An 18,634-nucleotide genomic window follows, 5' to 3' on the forward strand; every position below is an offset into this window, starting at 1 on the left:
CGCCCGGGGTCAGGCCGTTTGCGTCTCGAGGTAGGCGAGGATGGCGCGCACACGGCGGTTGCCGTCGGGGGAGCCGTCGAGTGAGAGCTTGGCGAACACGGAGCCGATGTGCGTCTCCACGGTGCGCTCTGAGAGGAAGAGGCGAGCGCCGATCGCCGCGTTCGACCAGCCCTCGGCCATGAGCCGCAGCACGTCGAGCTCGCGCGGAGTCAGCGCGTCGAGCACGGACGAGGCGCGCGCCGCCCCGAGCAGCCGTGTCACGACATCCGGGTCTAGGGCAGTACCGCCTGCGGCGACCCGCTCCAGCGAGAGGAGGAATTCGTCGACGTCGAGCACGCGGTCCTTCAGCAGATAACCGATGGCGCCCGAGGTGAGCAGCTCGACCGTACGCCGAGTCTCGATGTGCTGAGAGAGCAGCATCACCGGTGTGGGCGGATCCCACGCCCGGATCTCCAGCGCCGCCCCGATTCCCTCGTCGTCGTGCGGCATGCGGACGTCGAGCACGACGACATCGGGTCGATGCGCACGCACCTGCGCGACGGCGGCGGCCCCGGTCGCGGCTCGCCCGACGATCTCATGCCCTGCTGACTCCAGCAGTGCTGCCATGCCTTCGCGGAACAGCGTCGAGTCCTCGCCGATCACGATCCGCACGGCAGGCTCGCCTCCACGGTCGTGCCGGTCTCAGCCGACGAGCGCAGGGAGAGTCGCCCGCCGAGTGCAGCGACCCGGTCGGAGAGCCCGGTCAGGCCGCCCGTGGTGCGCGGTGCTGCTCCGCCGCAGCCGTCGTCCGACACACGCACCAGCAGTTCGTCGCACTCGTGCCGAACGAGCACTCGGATGCGGGATGCCTCGGCATGCCGTAGCGCGTTGGCGACCGCCTCGTTGACCACGAAGTACGCGGTGGTGGCGATGGCATCCGGCAGCTCCCCGGCCCGCACGTCGAGCTCGATCGTCTTCGGCGACAGCCGCTCCAGCTCGGCGAGGGCCGCGGCGAGCCCGTCGTCGAGCGCACTCGGCCGCACCCCGTGTGCGAGCTGCCGAAGTTCCGCGACGGCTGTTCCGAGCTGCGCGACCGCCTCGTCGAGGGCTGCCGCGATCGGGTCGTCCGCGCCGGCGCCGCGCTGAAGCACCCGCAGCTGCATCCCGAGCGCGACGAGACGTTGCTGCGCGCCGTCGTGCAGGTCTCGCTCGAGCCTGCGGCGTTCCTCGTACCCCGCACGGAGCATCCGCTCCCTGGATGCCTCCACCTCGGCGGCCGCGATGGTCAGCTCCGACCTGAGTCTCACCGCATCGAGCAGCGGGGCCGTCGCCCGGGCGATCTCCGCGGCCGGCCGTTTGGCCCGCGTGGCAGACGGCACGATCGCACCGATCTCCTCACCGCGGGAACGCACGGCCGTGAAAGCCGTGCCCGCCGCCACCAGCTGCCCGTCGAGCCGGACGAGGGTGTGGTCTGCGAGCCGCCGGTAGGCGATGACGAGACCCGGGTCGCGCAGACTCGCCCGCAACACGTCTTCGACGCCCTCTGGCCCTTCCAGCCCGGCATCGACGCGCCAGGATAGCCGCCGCAACTGGGCAACGCTGCGTGCGCGTTCCGGATACAGCAGCCGGTCGAACCCGCGCCGCGCGAAGGGGAAGGCGACAACGCAGGCGAGCGCCGTCGACGCGGCTGTCACGGCGGCCGTGACAGCCGGCCACTCGTCCATGCCCGTGCCTGCCGCCGCGCCGGCGACGCTGAGCCCGGTAAGCGCGACGGCCAGCAGCACGAGCGCGGTGACGGCCGAGACGGTGACGCGGTCCACGTCGAAGAGCTGGGGCCGGGTCAGGGCGATCGCCGCCCCCGCCGGTATGGCGAGAAACATGACGAGCAGGCCGATTCCGACGAGATCGGGAGTGCCGAACGCGAGATAGCTCGCCCAGCACAGCAGCAGTGTGAGCGGAAGCGAGAGGCCTGAGACGAGCACCCACCGCAAGCGGATCCGCTCCAGCGCGCCGGCGCGACGATAGCGGGCGAGCGGCGCGAATGCGCACGCGACGACGAGTACGAAGAACAGCGCCAGGAGCACAAACCCGACAACGGTCAATTCGTTCGACTCCGGCGCAACCGTCGAGCGCACGGCGTTCCCCACGACGAAGGTGCCGACCACGCCGCAGAGCACGGCGGTGACGACTCGCCAGAGGCCGGACGCCGGGCGCCCGCCGGGCACGACGATCAGCACCAGCGCAAGCGGCAGGTACAGCAGCATCCAGGTGCCCTCGAAGATGCCGACCTCTTCGGTGCGCACGCAGTTCGTGACGACCAAGATGAGTCCGAGCGAGGCCAGCAGAGGGCCCGTGACGTCGCCCGGCGCCGCCTTCGCGACGACGACCGCGAGCGTGAGCTGCAGTGCGGCGACGGCGATCACCACCGCCACCCGGTCGGGCGGCTCAAGCCACGGGCCGGCGTAGGCGGCGAGCAGCACCACCGCGACGAGGGTTGCCGCAACCAGGAACGTCACAGCGATCGTGGTCCACGGCACTCGCGTCCGCGCCTGCTGCACCGCGGGCCTGCCCGCTGCCTGCCCCATGACAGAACCATAGGGCGGCCGATGACGATCGGCATCCGTGCCAGCACGCACCTGCTTCCGGTGCTTGCACCGATCCGCGACGAACGCGGCCCGTCGAGAGTGGTGGGCGAACGGATGCACAGGCATCTGATGATCAAAGGAGGTAGTCATGACCGCGGTGTCCTCGCGCCCTGCGACGAACGTCGGCGTTGATCCCACCGTCGGGTTCCGGCGAGTGACCGGCGCCCTGGCGTTGCCCGTCGCTTTCACCTGCCAACTGGTCTGCAATGCGACGTATGCGGTGGCATCCGCGGGCAACGCCGGAGACGGCGGAACCGGCGAGCAGTCACTCGAGCTCTACGCCTCGAACGCGTCGGCGATGGTCTTCGCAACGGCGTTCGCGCTGATCGGATGCCTGCTCACCGTTCCCGGCGTCCTTGCGGCCCTGCGCATGCTGCGGCCGTCGAAGCCGAGGCTCGCACTCTGGGCTGCCGTGCTGATGGTCGCCGGATACATCGCATACTTCGGCCTCAACGTGACGAACTTCGACTCTCTCGCACTTGCCCAGTCCGACCTGCCTCGAGCGGCAGCGGGCGGTGTACTGGACGCCGCGCAGGAGAACCCGGCCGCAATGCCCGTGTTCTTCCTATTCGTGGTCGGCAACCTCGTCGGCACTCTGCTGCTGGGGCTCGCCATCGTGCTCGGCGGCCGGCGAGCCCGTGTGCAGTGGTGGGCCGGTCTGCTCGTCATGGGCTGGACCGTCGGGCACGTGATCAACATCATCGGCGGCGGTGAATGGTTCGCTGTGGCCGGCGGTGCGCTGGAGGTCATAGGCTTCGCCATCGTCGCCGTCGCGGCGCTGCGCATGCCGAACGCCGAGTGGTCGCAGCGCGGCTGATGGCTTCCGCCAAGGGCGGTCCGTGGCGGGAGACCTCCGACACGGACCGCCTTCGGCGTGCTGCGAGGCGACGCATCCTGTACCGGTCGCAGCGCTTTCCCGTATGCTGAGTCGTTGATCTTGTGGTGATCGCCGCGCTGCCGCGCGCCTTCCGCAGCATCGACACGTTGCCAAGTGAAGACATCCCCGAACTGAATAAAGGAGGCCGAAGGTGGACATCGACCTCAGCGTCTTGCGCCTGATGGAGCGCGAACGGGAGATCCCGTTCGACGAACTCGTGGAGATCATCGAGCAGGCGATCCTGACGGCGTACCTGAAGCACACCGATCAAGCGTCCCACCGGCACAGCCAGGGGCACAGCGAGGAGTCGCCGGCGGCCCGCGTCCACCTCGACCGCAAGACCGGCCACGTCACGGTCTACGTGCCCGAGTTCGACGACGAGGGCAACGTGATCGGGGAGTCCGAGGACAGCCCGAGCGACTTCGGCCGCATCGCGGCGTTCGCTGCGAAGCAGGTGATCAACCAGCGACTGCGCGACATCCAGGATGACGCGGTGCTGGGCGAGTTCAAGGGTCGCGAGGGCGACGTGGTCGCCGGCGTCATCCAGCAGGGGCCGAACCCGCGGATGATCCATGTTGACCTGGGCACCGTCGAGGCGATCCTGCCGCCCGAGGAGCAGGTGCCGGGGGAGGAGTACTCGCACGGTTCGCGCATCCGCGTGTACGTGACGAGCGTGTCGAAGGGGCCGAAGGGACCGTCGATCACGGTGTCGCGCACGCACCCGGCGCTCGTGCGCAAGCTGTTCGCGCTCGAGGTGCCAGAGATCGCGCACGGCGTCGTCGAGATCGTGTCGCTCGCCCGCGAGGCGGGTCACCGCACGAAGATCGCCGTTCGCGCGAACCAGCCCGGCGTGAACGCGAAGGGCGCGTGCATCGGCGAACTGGGACAACGGGTGCGTGCCGTCACGGCTGAGCTGAACAACGAGAAGATCGACATCGTGGACTACTCACCAGACCTGGCGACCTTCGTTGCCAGCGCACTGTCGCCGGCGAAGGTGACCAAGGCCTTCGTCGTGGACGAGTCGCTGAAGGCCGTTCGCGCGCTCGTCCCGGACTACCAGCTGTCGCTCGCGATCGGCAAGGAGGGCCAGAACGCCCGCCTCGCCGCGAAACTGACGGGCGCGAAGATCGATATCCAGCCGGACACGGCCGGATAGCGATCTTCGCGAAAGGCGGCAGCTAAGGCGATGCCAGTGGCATCGCCTATTAGGCAGCCTCGAGAAGCTGACGCGGCAGCCCGGAGGGCACAGCTATCCAGCCGGACACGGCCGGATAGCGATCTTCGCGAAAGGGCCACCCACCCAAAACAGGCAGATCACACGAAAACAGGCAGATTCTGCCTGTTTTCGGTGAGAGAGCGCGACCATGCCTGTTCTTGCGAGCGGCGCCTCGACCCCTGCGTCGGCCTCGGCCATGCGAGCAAGCTCGCACGGCTCTCGGCTGTCCTTGGGGTAGACTGGTGGCTGTGAGAACGTGCGTCGGATGCCGTTCTCGCGCTTCCCGATCCTCTCTTCTGAGGGTTGTCGCCCGGAATTCGCAGCTTGTGGTGGATGAGTCCGCCCGGATGCCCGGCAGGGGCGCGTGGCTGCATCCGACTTCCGAGTGTCTCGACAAAGCGATCCGGCGACGGGCCTTCGGGCGTGCGCTCCGGGTCGAAGGACCTCTGGACACCCGGCCACTAGAGAACAGGCTGAACGGCTAATGGACAACTAATGAGCGGCTCGAAATGAGACCCGTCCACCACTAAGGCTTGCCCCTGCTCGGGCAAGTCCCGAACAGGAGAATTGTGGCTGCAAAACCACGCGTACATGAGATCGCGAGCGAGCTCGGCGTCGACAGCAAGGTCGCGCTCGCGAAGCTCAAGGAACTCGGCGAATTCGTCAAAGGACCGTCGTCGAGCATCGAACCCCCGGTCGCCCGCAAGCTGAGGGCGGCGCTGGAGGCGGACGGCGCGAAGCCGTCGACGCCCGCGCCGTCGAGGCCGGTGGCTACCCCCGCATCGAAGCAGGCGGGTACGCCGGCGACCGTGCCGGCCGGTGCCGCGCCCAAGCCGGGCGCTCCGAGGCCGGCACCGGCTCCGAAGGCCGAGGCGGCCCCCGCAGAGGCCAAAGCGCCCGAGGCGAAGCCTGCCGAGACCAAGCCGGCGTCAAAGCCGGGCGACGCAACCGGGCGCCCTGGTGCACCGCGTCCGGGCGGTCCGCGCCCTGGCAACAACCCGTTCGCGAGCTCGCAGGGCATGGGTCAGCGTCCCGCAGGCACGCCGCGCCCTGGCAACAACCCGTTCGCGAGCTCGCAGGGCATGGGTCAACGGCCCACGCCGGGCAACATCCCGCGCCCGCAGGCCCCTCGTCCCGGTTCGCCGCGTCCAGGCGGCCCGCGCCCGGCGGGCGCCGGTCGCCCAGGGGGCGCTCGTCCCGGTGGCGGCGGTCGGCCGGGCGGATTCCAGCGCCCTGGTGGCGCAGGAGCCGGAGCGGGAGCTGGCGGCTTCAACCGTCCTGGTGGCGGTTTCGGCGGCCCCCGTCCGGCAGGTGGCGGCGGTCGTGGCCGTGGCCCGGGTGGCGGCACCGCCGGTGCCTTCGGTCGTGGCGGCGGCAAGAGCAAGGCTCGCAAGTCGAAGCGCACGAAGCGGCAGGAATTCGAGATGCGGGAGGCTCCGTCGCTCGGCGGCGTGAGCGTTCCCCGCGGTGACGGCAACACCGTCATCCGCCTGCGTCGCGGGGCATCGATCAGCGACTTCGCCGACAAGATCGACGCCAGCCCCGGCAACCTCGTGACCGTGCTGTTCCACCTCGGTGAGATGGCTACGGCGACGGAGTCGCTCGACGAGGCGACGTTCGAAGTGCTCGGCGCCGAGCTGGGTTACAAGATCCAGGTCGTCTCGCCCGAGGACGAGGACAAGGAGCTCCTCGAGGGCTTCGACATCGACCTCGATGCCGAACTCGACGAGGAATCCGACGAGGATCTCAAGCAGCGTCCGCCGGTGGTCACCGTCGTCGGCCACGTCGACCACGGAAAGACGCGTCTGCTCGACGCGATCCGTCAGACCAACGTGATCGCTGGCGAGGCCGGCGGCATCACGCAGCACATCGGCGCATACCAGGTGTCCACGGAGCACGATGGTTCCGAGCGAGCCATCACCTTCATCGACACCCCGGGTCACGAGGCGTTCACCGCCATGCGTGCCCGCGGTGCGCAGGTGTCCGACATCGCGATCCTCGTGGTCGCCGCAGACGACGGCATCATGCCGCAGACGATCGAGGCGCTGAACCACATGCAGGCGGCCGACGTGCCGATCGTGGTGGCGGTGAACAAGATCGACAAGCCGGATGCCAACCCCGCCAAGGTGCGTCAGCAGCTGACCGAGTTCGGCCTGGTCGCTGAGGAGTACGGCGGCGACACCATGTTCGTGGATGTCTCCGCTCGCGAAAACATCGGCATCGCCGACCTGCTCGACGCCGTGCTGCTCACCGCAGACGCCGGTCTCGACCTGCGGGCGAACCCCGACAAGGATGCCCGTGGCGTGGCCATCGAGGCCAAGCTCGACAAGGGCCGCGGTGCGGTGGCAACCGTTCTCATCCAGTCTGGAACACTCCGGGTGGGCGACTCGATCGTGGCGGGAACCGCATACGGACGCGTGCGTGCCATGCAGGACGAGAACGGTGACGCGGTGGAGGAAGCCCTCCCGTCGCGTCCGGTGCAGGTGCAGGGTCTCTCCAGCGTTCCGCGTGCCGGTGACACGTTCATCGTCACCGAGGAGGACCGCACGGCCCGCCAGATCGCCGAGAAGCGCGAGGCGGCCGAGCGCAACGCCCAGCTGGCGAAGGCGCGCAAGCGCATCAGCCTCGAGGACTTCACGCGAGCCCTTGAAGAGGGCAAGGTCGAGTCCCTCAACCTCATCATCAAGGGTGACGTCTCCGGTGCCGTCGAAGCGCTCGAGGAGTCCCTGATGAAGATCGAGGTGGACGAGAGCGTTCAGCTGCGCATCCTGCACCGCGGCGTCGGCGCGGTCACCGAGAGCGACATCGACCTGGCCACGATCGACAACGCGATCGTCATCGGGTTCAACGTGCGCCCCGACGTCAAGGCTCGCGAGCGGGCTGCCCGCGAGGGCATCGACGTGCGGTTCTACTCGGTCATCTACAACGCCATCGACGACATCGAGAACTCGCTCAAGGGCATGCTCAAGCCCGAGTTCGAAGAAGTGCAGTCGGGTGTGGCCGAGATCCGAGAGGTGTTCCGCTCCTCCAAGTTCGGCAACATCGCCGGTGTCTACGTGCGAAGCGGAACCATCACCCGCAACGCCAAGGCTCGCGTCATCCGCGACGGCGTCGTGGTGGGCGACAACCTCGCCATCGAATCGCTGCGTCGCTTCAAGGATGACGTCACCGAGGTTCGCACCGACTTCGAAGCCGGTATCGGTCTCGGCAGGTACAACGACATCCAGATCGGCGACGAGATCGAGACGATCGAATTGCGCGAAAAGCCGCGTGCGTAGCACGCAGAGTGCGGGGGCCATTCTGGCCCCCGCGCTTTTCGCGCCGAGCCCGTCTCGGGCTCGGTCAAGTAAACACAGGGCGCGAAGCGCTCTATCGCGCGTGCGAGAAAGACCGAGCGACAACCCTTGCGCGATCAAACCGGCGGGGGAGAAAGAGGAAGAGATGGCTGACGAAGCACGGGCCCGAAAGCTCGCCGATCGCATCAAGGAAATCGTCGCCAGAAGGCTGGACAAGGGCCTGAGGGATCCGAGGCTGGGCTTCGTGACCATCACCGACGTCCGCGTGACCGGCGACCTCCAGCACGCCAGCATCTTCTACACGGTGTACGGCACAGACCAGGAGCGCGCCGACTCCGCGGCCGCGCTGAAGGCGGCGACCGGCATGCTCCGCACCGAGGTGGGCAGGAACATCCAGGTGCGGCTCACCCCGTCGCTGGAGTTCATCCCCGACGCGATCCCGGAGAACGCGGCACACATCGAGGACCTGCTCCGTACCGCGCAGGAGCGCGACGCGGAGGTCGCCGGGCTGGCGGCATCCGCTCAGTACGCCGGCGACGAAGACCCCTATGTGAAGCCGCGCGAGTTCGACGAGGACGAGTAGCGCCCTCAGACGAAGCGGATGTCCTGCTGCAGCCGGGTGCGCAACTCGAAGAGGGTGGTGCCATCCGGTCGCGGTGTGTCGGCGACGCCGGTGCGCAGGAGGTGCGCGATCACGGACGACTGCGCGGCGACCAACGTGATGCCGCGCGAGCGGCCGACCACGGTCACCGCCTGGTCGAGGTCGGCGTCTGGCAGCACCACGACGGCGACGGTGAACTTCACGCCCGCCGTCCTGCCCAGGGTGCGAGCGCGTCCGGCGAGCTCGTGCAGTGGCTGCCTCTCGTAACCGGATGCCTCGCCCTCCGGCACGAGATCCCCGCGTCGCACGATGGCTCGCACGGCCCAATCCTCCGACTGCACGGCGAACAACCCGCTGGGTCCGAGCACGACGTGGTCGATCTTCTCGACCCGTCCGTCGGCTGCCGCAGAGCGGCCTGTGGCGTCCACGTCGTGCCACACGGTGTAGCCGATGCCGAGCGTGGTGAGCGCGCGCGCGGTGTTCTCCTCGGCGACGGCGTCCGCTAGCGCGTGACGGATCTCACGGGGTGCAGAGCGCACGAGCGCCGGGTCGTACGGGTCGGCGATGGGCTCGCCCAGTCCGACCCACTCGCGGATCATCGTGAGGTATCGCTCGCGGGAGAAGCCGCCCGGATGTCCGTACGCACGGGTCTGCGGACGGGACTGCTGCCGGGGAGCTCTCGGCGGCTGAGGGGCCCAGGTGTGCGGCGTCTCGTGCACGCCGTTGCCGCGGTCGTAGGCGGCGCGCGCCTCCGGCGTGCCGATCACCGCCCAGGCGTGCTGCACCGCCACGAAAAGGGCGTCCGATCCGCCCGTGTCGGGATGTGCCTGGCGCAGCATCCGCCGATAGGCGATTCGCAGCTCGTCCTGGCTGGCTGAGGCGGGCACGCCGAGAACCTCGTAGGGCGAGGCGGAGAGCGGACTGTCAGGCATCGAACATTCAGATTAGGGGTTCCGCTCAGGCAAGTGCTGAGACGCGCTCGGGAGAGGGCTGAACGAGCTGGGAGTCGCCCTGCACGCGCACCGGTGCATCGTCGCACGCGAACGAGCGGCGATAGGCGCTCGGAGCGACTCCCACTTCGCGAGTGAAGTGGTGGCGGAAAAGTGTCGCGCTCCCGAAGCCGCAGGATGCAGCGATCTCGTCGATGGAGGCATCCGTCGTCTCCAGCAGAAAGCGCGCGTGGAGCACGCGTTGCGCGGTGAGCCACTGCATCGGTGTCACCCCGGTCTCGGCCACGAACCGGCGAGCGAATGTGCGAGTGGACATGTGTGCAAGCTTCGCGAGCGACGTCACGGAATGCTGCTGGGCGAGGTGGGCGTTCATGAACGCGAGAGCGTCGACGAGGGCGTCGCATTCGGCTTCGGGCACGGGCCGGCTGATGTACTGCCGCTGACCGCCGTCACGCTGCGGCGGCACGACCATGTTGCGGGCGATCACTGTCGCCACCGCGCTGCCCAGCTCACGCCGCACGAGGTGCAGGCTGGCGTCGATGCCGGCCGCAGTGCCCGCGCTCGTGATGATGTCGCCGTCGTCGACGAAGAGCACGTCGGGGTCGACCCGGGCACTCGGATGCCTGCGCTGCAGCTCGTCGGCATATCTCCAGTGCGTCGTGCACGGGCGTGCGTCGAGCAGCCTCGCAGCCCCGAGCACGAAGGCTCCGGAGCACGCGCTCAGCATGATGGCCCCTCGAGCGGATGCCCGGCGGAGCGCCTCGAGCAGCTCGGGCGGGTACTCGTCGTCCGGCCGGATGCGTGCTGCAGGCACCGCGATCACGTCGGCGTCGTCCATCGCCTCCAAGCCCAGCGGGGGAGTGATCGGCACCCCCACCTCGGTCATGACCGGGCGCCCCGGTTCGATTCCGCACACACGGAAGTCGAGCCGCGGAACCTCCGAGTACACGCTCCGGTCGAGTCCGAACACCTCGGCGAGAAGGCCGAACTCGAACACCGCGAGGTTGTCGATCACCGGCACTGCCACGCTGCGCAACATGTCGGCCAGTGTAGTGGCGGAATTTTTATGAAGGTAGTCTCTCCGCCATCTCGTGGCAGTATTTTGTCGATCGTAATGTGTGAGACATGACTCAGCACGCAGCATCCGCACCCTCGTTCACTACCTCCACTTCCCGCCGCGCCGTGCTCCAGGGCATCGACCACGGGTATGTCGAGAAGCCCGCTGGCGCGAAGGAGTTCGCGCTCTGGAAGTGGTTTCCGCGTGCGATTCTGCAGCGCGGCGGCTCGGTCACCCGCGATGATGAGCGCGCCTACCGAGACCTGCAGGCGGCTCACGACCGCAACGAGTGGGCGTGACGGTGGCCGCACTGAAGTCCAGGGTCACGCTGTGGGCGTTCCTGGCGCTTTCGCTGGTGTGGGGTGCGAGCTTCCTCTTCATCAAGGTGGGACTGGAGGGCCTCTCGCCCGCTCAGGTGGTGCTGGGGCGAATCCTTCTTGGTGCGCTCGCGCTCGCCGTCATCATGACGGCGACCAGGCGCCGCTGGCCGCGGGAGCTGCGGGTGTGGGGGCACATGTTCGTCGTCGGGATCTTCTTCTGCGCGGTTCCGTTCACACTGTTCGCCTGGGCCGAGCAGTACGTGCCGAGCGGCCTGGCGAGCATCTACAACGCCGCCACGCCGATCATGACTCTCTTGCTCACGCCCCTGATCCTGCGCTCCGAGCGTCTGGGGCCGGCGCGAGCCGCTGGCCTGGTGGTCGGGATCCTCGGCGTCGTCGTGCTGACCGGGCCCTGGCAGTTGCTCGGTTCGAGCGAACTGCGGTCCACCATTCCCGCGCAGCTTGCCTGCCTCGGAGCCACCGCGAGCTACGGGTTCGCCGGGCTCTACCTCCGACGGTTCGTGAGTGGCATGCCGTACGACTCGGTGACGCTGTCTTCGGTGCAGCTCGCGATGGCGAGCCTCGTGGTGCTGCTCGCAGCGCCGTTCGTCGCCCGCGGAACGGTGTCACTGAACGTTCCCGTCGTTCTCAGCATCGTCGTCCTCGGTGTGGTCGGCACGGGCGTCGCGTACGTCTGGTACACCCGGATCATGCGTGATTGGGGTGCCGCGCGGGCCTCGACCGTCACGTATCTCACACCCGTGGTCGGGGTGGTTCTCGGCGTGCTCCTTCTCGGCGAGAGCGTGCACTGGTACGAGCCAGCGGGAGGCGCCATCGTCGTGGCCGGCATCCTGGTGAGCCAGGGTGTTCCGTTCGCGCGCCTACGGCGACGCACTGCTCGGTCGGGCTACGCCGGCAGCGCGTAGCCGTCGTCGACGGCGACGGCGAGTCCGTCGGCGACGAGGCCGGCGAGCGCCCGCCCGCGCTGCTCCGGGTGCGGCCAGAGCGCATCCAGTTCGTCGATCGCAACCGGCCTGTGCGCCGAGCGCAGCTCGCGCAGAAGGATGCCGCGCACCTGCCGGTCGCTGCCCTCATACCTCTTCTGTGCGGCGCGCCTCGCACCGAGGTACGCCGGCCGGCCGGCGGCGCGCCATGCGCAGGCATCCGCTACCGGGCATGCGTCGCATCTCGGGGATCGGGCGGTGCAGACGACAGCACCGAGTTCCATGGCCGCGGCATTGAACACCCGGGCCTCCGCCTCATCGGTCGGCAGCACGGACTCCATGGCGGCCAGGTCGCGGCGTACGTTCGGCGGCGCCGGCTCGCCTTGTCCGTCGAGGCAGCGAGCGAGCACCCGTCGCACGTTGGTGTCGACGACGGGATGCCGCTTGCCGTACGCGAACGCGGCGACGGCCCGTGCCGTGTAATCGCCGATGCCGGGCAGTGCCAGCAGCTCGTCGACGTCGCTCGGCACGACGCCGCCGTGGTGCTCGGCGATGGCGACAGCGCAGGCGTGCAGCCGAAGCGCCCTTCGCGGGTACCCCAGCCCTTGCCACGCCCGGATCGCCTCGGCCGGCGGCGCTCCGGCGAGATCGGCCGGCGTGGGCCAGCGGTCGAGCCATTCTTCCAGTCGGGGTATCACCCGAACCACCGGCGTCTGCTGCAGCATCACCTCGCTGACGAGGATGCCCCACGCTCCGAACCCGTCACGCCGCCACGGCAGTTCCCTGGCTTCGCGCCGGAACCAGTCGTTCAGCGCACGGGAGAGGTCATCCGGGCCGGAGGACGGGGCATCCGTCTCGACCTCGTTCACGGCACCCACCGCTCCAGAGTACGAGCTCTCGGTTCAGTTGATGATCTCGGCTTCGTCACTTGAGAGCAGCGCCGACAACCGCTCCCGCCACATCTGCAACTGTTCCGGGGTCAGCCTGGTCCATTCGGTGATTTCGCCGACGATCCGTAACGGAGCGCTGCTGCGATACGACCGAGTGGGGTTGCCGGGGAACTTCTTGTCGGTGACGTTCGGGTCGTCTTCGTATGCGCCCGTGGGTTCGACTAGATATACGCGCGGCACGGCATCGCCGCCCGCGAGTTCAGTGGCGACCTCCGCCGCGAGACCTGCCCCGTCGACCAAGGCGGTGAAGTAGATGTGGTTCATCACAACCTCGGGCCGATAGTTCGACGGATGCCCCGCGGTGAGGAGATCGCCCACCTTCAGGTCGGCGACCGTGCCGTGGAAGAACGGACCTTCGTCGAGCGGTTCAGGCACGTTGCCTCCTTCTTTCGCGACGCGCAGATATTAGCTCGCCTCAGTGGCGGGCGCGCTCACCGCACCGGACGTGTACGCGCGCTTATGCTGTCCGCATGCAGCTGGCGACGACACCGCGCACCGCCTTCCTGCGGGAGTTGAAGGCGGAGATCGCCCACAACTATCCCGCCGGACGCGTCATCGTCGCCGTCGACGGAGCGGAGGGGTCGGGCACCGCGGAGTTCGCGGACGACCTCGCGGCGGTGTACCGCGAGGCGGGAACCGCGACGGCTCGCGCGTCGATGCGCGACTTCCACTTGCCGCGGGAGACGCGCCATCTGCACGGCAGGGCGGATGCCGGAGACTACTACGAGCGCTCTTTCGACTACGAGACGCTCCGGCGGGTTTTGATCGGCCCGTTCCGCCTCGGCGGATCGACCGGATTCCAGACCCGTGCGTTCGACGTGCGCCGCAACGCGCCGGTGCTCTCGGAATGGCAGACCGGACCGGCCGATATGGCACTCATCATCGACGGCCCGTTCCTGGTGAGACCCGAGGTGCGCGGCGCGTGGCACTTCTCGGTGCTTATCGACGTTCCGCTCACCGAGGTCTACGCGCGCCTGGCAGTCTCCGAGGGCAGGGATCCAGACCCGGATGCGCCGGCGAACGCGCGGTACGTCGGCGGATGGCGGCGCTACGGCTCCGAGGTCGAGCCCCAGTACCTCGCCTCCGCTGTGGTGGACCTCAGCGACCCCGACCGTCCGCGCCGGGAGTATCCCGACACCGGATGCGCCTGCTTCTGAATCAGCGCACCGGTAGCCTGGCCGCTTCGTCACGGTCGAGGAACGTCCCGTCGGCCTCGAGCCGGTGCATCGCCTCGACGATCGCCGCGTTCACCGGTGCCTGTCGTCCGATCGCGGCAGCCGCCCGCACGACCGCTCCGTTCAGGTAGTCGATCTCGGTGGTGCGCCCGCGTCGCCTGCTCTGCAGGGTGGACCCGAGGTTCGGCACCGCTCCCATGCGGCGGGCCATCAGGGCCGGCAGAGATCGTGCCGCCCCGAGCGGCAATGCGGAGAATCCGCGCAGCATCGGATGGCTGAGTCCCTGCACGTTCGCGAACCTCACGCCGGATGCGAGCCCGATGCGCACCGTCTCCCGCATCGACGCCGTGACCACGCGCCCGAGCCGGGCGTCCCGGATCGTCTCCTGCACGCTCAACCCGGTCAGCGCCGGCATCGCGTTCACCATGTTGATGACGAGCTTCGACCACTGGGCGCCGACGAAGTTGCGGGTGGCGACGGCGGGCATCACGGAGCCGAGCAGTGCAGCTGCGCGGCGGGCGGCATCGGTCGGTTCGCCCGCGCCGTCGCCGAGGTAGGTGCTTCCGTCCGCGGTCACCGTGACGTGCCCGGGTTGCACGTACTGGGAGGCGTAAAGCGCGAGCCCGCCGACCAGCTCGGAGCTATTCAGGATGCCGGCCGCGATGTCCAGTGCCTCCAGCCCGTTCTGCACGACCACCACCGTGATGCCGCGCAGCCGCTCTGCGTTGTCGCGGAGAGCGGATGCCGCGTCCTGCGCCTTCGTGCACACGAACGCGATGTCCGGTGTCGTCTCGAGCCGCCCGGATGCCGTCACGCGTGCGACGTGGTCGCCCCACGCCCCGTCGAACCGCAGGCCGTGCTCGCGGATGGCGGCGAGGCCGTCGCCACGAGCCGTGACGGCGACCTCATGACCGGCTCGATCGAGCAGCGCGGCGATCGTTCCTCCGATGGCTCCCGCCCCGATGATGCCGATGCGCATCCGGCAAGTTTATGGTTCTCCGGCTCACCCGATCGAAGCGCCAGCCGTGACCTCGTCCGCCTCCACAGCCTCTGCTGTCAGCTCCTCCGCTGCGTTCTCGGCACGGTCGCCGCGCTCTCGGCCAACGGGGAGGAACAGCGCGACCACGGCCGCCCCGGCCAGCACCGAGGCGCCCACGATCACGGCCGGTATCGCGGCGGACACGTACCCGGTCGGCGTGAGCGTGCCGCCTGCGCCGATGAACACGGCGGTGAGCACGGCGACTCCCAGCGCAACCCCGACCTCGCGGAGCGTGGCGTTGGTGCCGGATGCCTTCGCGTGATCCTTCTCGCCGAACCCGGCCAGCACCGCGGTCGAGCTCGGCGCGAACACCAGACCCATGCCGATTCCGGCGAGCAGGAAAGGAGGAACCATCGCCGCGAACGCGGTGTCGGTGGCGAGGATCGATGCCACCCAGAACATCGCGACCGACTGAAGCACGAGCCCCGCCACGATCGGCAGACGGGTGCCGAACCGCGGCACGATGACCGCGCCGGTGAGCGGCGCGACGACCATCGGAGCGAGCGTCCAGGGCATGGTCATCAGGCCGGCCTCGAGAGCCGTGTGGCCCTGCACGACCTGCAGGAACTGGATCAGGATGAACACGCTTCCGAAGATGCCGAAGCTGAACGTCACGCCCACCAGGTTCGCCACCGAGAAGCTGCGGTTGCGGAACAGTCCGAGCGGAAGCAGCGGCGCATTGGCCCTCGTCTCCCAGACGATGAACGCGAGCAGCAGCAAGCCCCCGCCGATCAGCGACGTGAGCACCTCGCCGCTGCCCCAGCCCGCGTCGTTGCCGCGAACTATGCCGTACACGACCGCGAAGACGCCCACGCCGACGAGCACGACGCCGAGCACGTCTGCCCGCAGCTTCGCGCCGAACGAGTTCGGAAGTGCGAGCAGCACGAGCGGCAGCGCGACCACGCCGACCGGAACGTTCAGCCAGAAGATGGCCTGCCAGTTCCAGCCCTGAACGATGGCACCGCCGATGAGCGGGCCGAGAGCGACCCCGAGCCCGGAGACGCCGCCCCAGATGCCGATCGCGGCTGGTCGCATCCGCTCGCTCACGGAGCCGACGAGCAGGGTCAGCGATAGCGGCATGACGGCCGCGGCCCCCGCCCCCTGCACGGCCCGGAACAGGATGAGCTCCGCCGGCGAGGTTGCCAGAGCCGACGCGGCGCTGGCCAGCGTGAACACGCTCACCCCGATCGCGAACACGGTGCGGCGGCCGAACCGGTCGCCGAGCGCTACGGAGAGCAGGATGAACGTCGCGAACGCCAGGCTGTACGCATTGACGACCCACTGCAGCTCCTCGATGGAGGCCTTCAGGTCGATGCCGATGCGGGGGAGTGCGTTGGTGACCACGAGGTTGTCGAGCGTCGCCATGAACATGGGAACGGATGCCGCCACGATGGCGAGCCAGGTCGGCACGCGTCTGCGCGGCGCGATCCTCGAAGAGGACCTGTTGAGTGCGGTCATGAGTGTCTCGTCTCGGTGGAGAGTCGGATGGGGAAGCGTCGGCCGGCGCGGAGGTAATCGAATGATTACAAGATGGACTGTAGTAATCGACTGATAACATGTCAACCATGAGCAGCGAATCCGACCGCGTGACCCCGGATGAGACGGATGCCGCGACGAAGGATCGAGAGCCGGTGAAGCAGGAGCGGGTGCCGTCGGCGGTGCGCCGCGAACAGATCCTGGCCGCAGCGAGCCGCGTGTTCGGCGAGCGCGGGTACGTCGGCGCGACGACCGATCAGGTGGCCCGTGCAGCCGGCATCAGCCAGCCGTACGTGGTGCGGATGTTCGGCAGCAAGGAGAACCTGTTCGTCGCCGTTCTCGACAGGGCGCTCGAGAAACTGCTCGAGGCGTTCAACCACGCGTTGGCGGAGTCCCGGGAGCTCGGCGAGACTCGTGACGAGACCTCAACCCGGCTGGGCATGGCTTACGCGGACCTGATCCGGGATCGCGGCATCCTGCTCTGCCTGATGCAGTCGTTCATCTCGGGCCACGAGCCGGTCATCGGCGAGAAGGCTCGTGAAGGCTTCCTCGCGATCTACCGCCTGCTGCGCAACGGCGCTGGCATGGAGCCGGACGAGCTGCTCGGATTCCTCGCGCACGGCATGCTCTTCAACGTGCTGATCGCGATGCGGATGGTGGATCAGCACGACTCAGATGACCCGTGCATCCCCGAGTTGCTCGAGCACACGTTCCGCACCAAGCTGGACATCGTGGTGAACACGGTCACGGGCACAGCTACCGGCGCAGACGAGGCGCAGCCGCCCGCCCGGGCGACCGCGTGAGCGGGCCCAACGGCATCCTGCTCGTCGACAAGCCCGCGGACTGGACCAGCCACGACGTCGTCGCACGGGTTCGCCGGCTTGCCGGAACGCGCAAGGTAGGACACGCCGGCACGCTCGACCCGATGGCCACCGGTGTGCTCGTGCTCGGGCTCGGGGCGTCGACGCGGCTACTGACCTACGTGGTCGGCTCCGACAAGGAGTATCTCGCGACGATCCGGCTCGGGGCATCGACGACGACCGACGACGCCGAGGGGGAGACACTCGGCTGGGCGCCGGCCGACCGGGTTCGTGCGATCTCACCGCAGCGGCTGACGGATGCCGTCGCGCACCTGACCGGCGAGCTCGATCAGGTGCCCTCCAGCGTCTCCGCCGTGAAGGTGGACGGCAAGCGCTCGTACGCGAGGGTGCGTGCGGGGGAGCAGGTGGAGCTGAAACCGCGCCACGTCACCGTGTCGGCCTTCGACGTGCTCGACTCGCGGCAGGCATCCGTCGGCGATGCCTTGGCGCTCGACGTCGACGTGCGCGTCGTGTGCTCGTCCGGCACGTATGTGCGCGCCCTTGCCCGTGACCTGGGCGTAGCCCTGCTCACAGGCGGTCACCTGACCGCCCTGCGGCGCACGAGGGTCGGGCCGTTCGCGATCGCGAATGCCCGCCCTCTCGCGGATCTCGACGTCGCGTCTGCACTGCAGCGGCCCGCGTCCGCCGCATCGGCGCTCTTCCCGGTGCTCGCCCTCACAGACGACCAAGCGGTGGATCTCGGACACGGCAAGCGCATCGTCGTGGACGGGGCCGACGCCGAGACCGCAGCCGCGATCGCGCCGGACGGACGGCTGATCGGACTGGCCTCCGTCAAGGACGGTCGGGCGCGCACGATCGTCAACTTCCCCGCTGAGCAGGCTGCGGAGTCCGACTCTCAAGAGGAGACGCGTTGATCGAATGGTTCACCGCCGTGCAGGTGATCGTGGCCGTGCTGGCAGGCATCTTGTGCCTCGTCGTCGGCTTCATCGGACGGCCGCCGAACGACCTCACCCTCGGCTCGATCGCGCTCGTCGAGGTGCTGCTCATCGCCCAGCTCGTCGTCACGATCGTGGCGCCGATCATCGGCAACGAACCACGCGGATCGCTCGGCGAGTTCTACATCTACCTCATCTCTGCCTTGCTGCTTCCGATCGCGGGAGGTTTCTGGGCGCTCATCGAGCGCACCAGGTGGAGCACCGTCGTGCTGGGTGTGGTCGGTCTCGCGATCGCCGTCATGACGTACCGCATGGGACAGATCTGGTTCGTGCCGGGCACCCCGTGACCGCAC

At 68.7% G+C, this 18,634-nt stretch carries 19 protein-coding genes; 11 read left to right on the forward strand and 8 right to left on the reverse strand.

From position 1 onward, the window contains the following. Positions 1–9 precede the first annotated feature (9 nt). Both ACYVII_RS04260 and ACYVII_RS04265 read right to left on the reverse strand, forming a co-directional pair. On the reverse strand, positions 10–651 hold the full coding sequence (locus ACYVII_RS04260; protein WP_460531477.1) for a response regulator transcription factor: 642 nt from the start codon (positions 649–651) through the stop codon (positions 10–12). Then, a complete protein-coding gene (locus ACYVII_RS04265; protein WP_460531480.1) occupies positions 639–2,564 on the reverse strand; it encodes a sensor histidine kinase in 1,926 nt (641 codons plus the stop codon). Before ACYVII_RS04265 ends, ACYVII_RS04260 begins: the two co-directional genes overlap by 13 nt. A gap of 148 nt (positions 2,565–2,712) precedes the next feature. Here ACYVII_RS04265 and ACYVII_RS04270 point away from each other — a divergent pair, with 148 nt between their 5' ends. The 5 genes from ACYVII_RS04270 to rbfA all read left to right on the forward strand — a co-directional run bounded on the left by ACYVII_RS04270 (position 2,713) and on the right by rbfA (position 8,596). Beyond that, positions 2,713–3,441: a hypothetical protein gene (locus ACYVII_RS04270; RefSeq protein WP_460531483.1), complete on the forward strand. Its 729-nt coding sequence runs from the start codon at positions 2,713–2,715 to the stop codon at positions 3,439–3,441. Between the two features lie 211 nt (positions 3,442–3,652). Then, positions 3,653–4,657 carry a transcription termination/antitermination protein NusA gene (nusA, locus tag ACYVII_RS04275; protein ID WP_460531486.1) on the forward strand — a complete coding sequence of 335 codons (1,005 nt, stop codon included), beginning with the start codon at positions 3,653–3,655 and terminating at the stop codon, positions 4,655–4,657. A 308-nt stretch (positions 4,658–4,965) separates the two neighbouring features. Further along, entirely contained in the window at positions 4,966–5,202 is a 237-nt protein-coding gene (locus tag ACYVII_RS04280) for a YlxR family protein (protein ID WP_460531489.1), read from the forward strand. 84 nt (positions 5,203–5,286) lie between these two features. Further along, on the forward strand, positions 5,287–7,995 hold the full coding sequence (gene infB, locus ACYVII_RS04285; RefSeq protein WP_460531492.1) for a translation initiation factor IF-2: 2,709 nt from the start codon (positions 5,287–5,289) through the stop codon (positions 7,993–7,995). Positions 7,996–8,158: 163 nt separating this feature from the next. Next, the gene (rbfA, locus tag ACYVII_RS04290; protein WP_460531495.1) at positions 8,159–8,596 is read left to right on the forward strand and encodes a ribosome-binding factor A; all 438 of its coding nucleotides are present in this window, start codon (positions 8,159–8,161) and stop codon (positions 8,594–8,596) included. A 5-nt stretch (positions 8,597–8,601) separates the two neighbouring features. Here the strand turns inward: rbfA and ACYVII_RS04295 are convergent, their stop codons facing one another. Beyond that, a complete protein-coding gene (locus ACYVII_RS04295; RefSeq protein WP_460531498.1) occupies positions 8,602–9,546 on the reverse strand; it encodes a J domain-containing protein in 945 nt (314 codons plus the stop codon). Between the two features lie 25 nt (positions 9,547–9,571). Beyond that, positions 9,572–10,603, reverse strand: coding sequence for a helix-turn-helix domain-containing protein (locus tag ACYVII_RS04300; RefSeq protein ID WP_460531500.1), 1,032 nt, complete (start codon positions 10,601–10,603; stop codon positions 9,572–9,574). Between the two features lie 86 nt (positions 10,604–10,689). Between ACYVII_RS04300 and ACYVII_RS04305 the strand changes: the two genes are divergently transcribed. After that, positions 10,690–10,920 (forward strand): hypothetical protein, encoded by a 231-nt coding sequence (locus ACYVII_RS04305; RefSeq protein WP_460531503.1) that lies wholly within the window; start codon positions 10,690–10,692, stop codon positions 10,918–10,920. Then, positions 10,917–11,867, forward strand: coding sequence for a DMT family transporter (locus ACYVII_RS04310; protein WP_460531506.1), 951 nt, complete (start codon positions 10,917–10,919; stop codon positions 11,865–11,867). Before ACYVII_RS04305 ends, ACYVII_RS04310 begins: the two co-directional genes overlap by 4 nt. On the opposite strand, the gene ACYVII_RS04315 is transcribed toward ACYVII_RS04310, so the two are convergent. Both ACYVII_RS04315 and arr read right to left on the reverse strand, forming a co-directional pair. Beyond that, positions 11,849–12,697, reverse strand: coding sequence for an HhH-GPD family protein (locus tag ACYVII_RS04315; protein WP_460531868.1), 849 nt, complete (start codon positions 12,695–12,697; stop codon positions 11,849–11,851). The two genes, ACYVII_RS04310 and ACYVII_RS04315, sit on opposite strands and share 19 nt — an antisense overlap. A gap of 90 nt (positions 12,698–12,787) precedes the next feature. After that, the gene (gene arr / locus ACYVII_RS04320; protein WP_460531509.1) at positions 12,788–13,210 is read right to left on the reverse strand and encodes an NAD(+)--rifampin ADP-ribosyltransferase; all 423 of its coding nucleotides are present in this window, start codon (positions 13,208–13,210) and stop codon (positions 12,788–12,790) included. Positions 13,211–13,305: 95 nt separating this feature from the next. On the opposite strand from arr, the gene ACYVII_RS04325 reads away from it, so the two are divergent. Next, entirely contained in the window at positions 13,306–13,992 is a 687-nt protein-coding gene (locus ACYVII_RS04325) for a nucleoside/nucleotide kinase family protein (RefSeq protein WP_460531512.1), read from the forward strand. 1 nt (position 13,993) lies between these two features. Here the strand turns inward: ACYVII_RS04325 and ACYVII_RS04330 are convergent, their stop codons facing one another. Together ACYVII_RS04330 and ACYVII_RS04335 are read right to left on the reverse strand one after the other, a co-directional pair. Beyond that, positions 13,994–14,989 carry a ketopantoate reductase family protein gene (locus tag ACYVII_RS04330; protein WP_460531515.1) on the reverse strand — a complete coding sequence of 332 codons (996 nt, stop codon included), beginning with the start codon at positions 14,987–14,989 and terminating at the stop codon, positions 13,994–13,996. Positions 14,990–15,013: 24 nt separating this feature from the next. Further along, positions 15,014–16,507, reverse strand: coding sequence for an MFS transporter (locus tag ACYVII_RS04335; protein WP_460531518.1), 1,494 nt, complete (start codon positions 16,505–16,507; stop codon positions 15,014–15,016). Between the two features lie 107 nt (positions 16,508–16,614). Here ACYVII_RS04335 and ACYVII_RS04340 point away from each other — a divergent pair, with 107 nt between their 5' ends. The 3 genes from ACYVII_RS04340 to ACYVII_RS04350 are packed head-to-tail and all read left to right on the forward strand — an operon-like array spanning position 16,615 to position 18,628. Then, on the forward strand, positions 16,615–17,328 hold the full coding sequence (locus ACYVII_RS04340; protein WP_460531521.1) for a TetR/AcrR family transcriptional regulator: 714 nt from the start codon (positions 16,615–16,617) through the stop codon (positions 17,326–17,328). Beyond that, positions 17,325–18,260, forward strand: coding sequence for a tRNA pseudouridine synthase B (gene truB, locus ACYVII_RS04345; RefSeq protein WP_460531524.1), 936 nt, complete (start codon positions 17,325–17,327; stop codon positions 18,258–18,260). The genes ACYVII_RS04340 and truB overlap by 4 nt, the downstream gene beginning before the upstream one ends. Further along, on the forward strand, positions 18,257–18,628 hold the full coding sequence (locus tag ACYVII_RS04350) for a hypothetical protein (RefSeq protein ID WP_460531527.1): 372 nt from the start codon (positions 18,257–18,259) through the stop codon (positions 18,626–18,628). The genes truB and ACYVII_RS04350 overlap by 4 nt, the downstream gene beginning before the upstream one ends. Positions 18,629–18,634 lie beyond the last annotated feature (6 nt).

Source organism: Humibacter ginsengiterrae (assembly GCF_054780115.1).

Excerpts from the sequence above, each read along its gene's own strand:
- ACYVII_RS04305 (WP_460531503.1), top strand. The coding sequence starts at position 10,690 with ATGACTCAGCACGCAGCATCCGCACCCTCGTTCACTACCTCCACTTCC.
- ACYVII_RS04335 (WP_460531518.1), bottom strand. The coding sequence starts at position 16,507 with ATGACCGCACTCAACAGGTCCTCTTCGAGGATCGCGCCGCGCAGACGC.
- ACYVII_RS04295 (WP_460531498.1), bottom strand. The coding sequence starts at position 9,546 with ATGCCTGACAGTCCGCTCTCCGCCTCGCCCTACGAGGTTCTCGGCGTG.
- ACYVII_RS04265 (WP_460531480.1), bottom strand. The coding sequence starts at position 2,564 with ATGGGGCAGGCAGCGGGCAGGCCCGCGGTGCAGCAGGCGCGGACGCGA.
- ACYVII_RS04300 (WP_460531500.1), bottom strand. The coding sequence starts at position 10,603 with ATGTTGCGCAGCGTGGCAGTGCCGGTGATCGACAACCTCGCGGTGTTC.
- ACYVII_RS04325 (WP_460531512.1), top strand. The coding sequence starts at position 13,306 with ATGCAGCTGGCGACGACACCGCGCACCGCCTTCCTGCGGGAGTTGAAG.
- rbfA (WP_460531495.1), top strand. The coding sequence starts at position 8,159 with ATGGCTGACGAAGCACGGGCCCGAAAGCTCGCCGATCGCATCAAGGAA.
- ACYVII_RS04270 (WP_460531483.1), top strand. The coding sequence starts at position 2,713 with ATGACCGCGGTGTCCTCGCGCCCTGCGACGAACGTCGGCGTTGATCCC.
- ACYVII_RS04330 (WP_460531515.1), bottom strand. The coding sequence starts at position 14,989 with ATGCGCATCGGCATCATCGGGGCGGGAGCCATCGGAGGAACGATCGCC.
- ACYVII_RS04340 (WP_460531521.1), top strand. The coding sequence starts at position 16,615 with ATGAGCAGCGAATCCGACCGCGTGACCCCGGATGAGACGGATGCCGCG.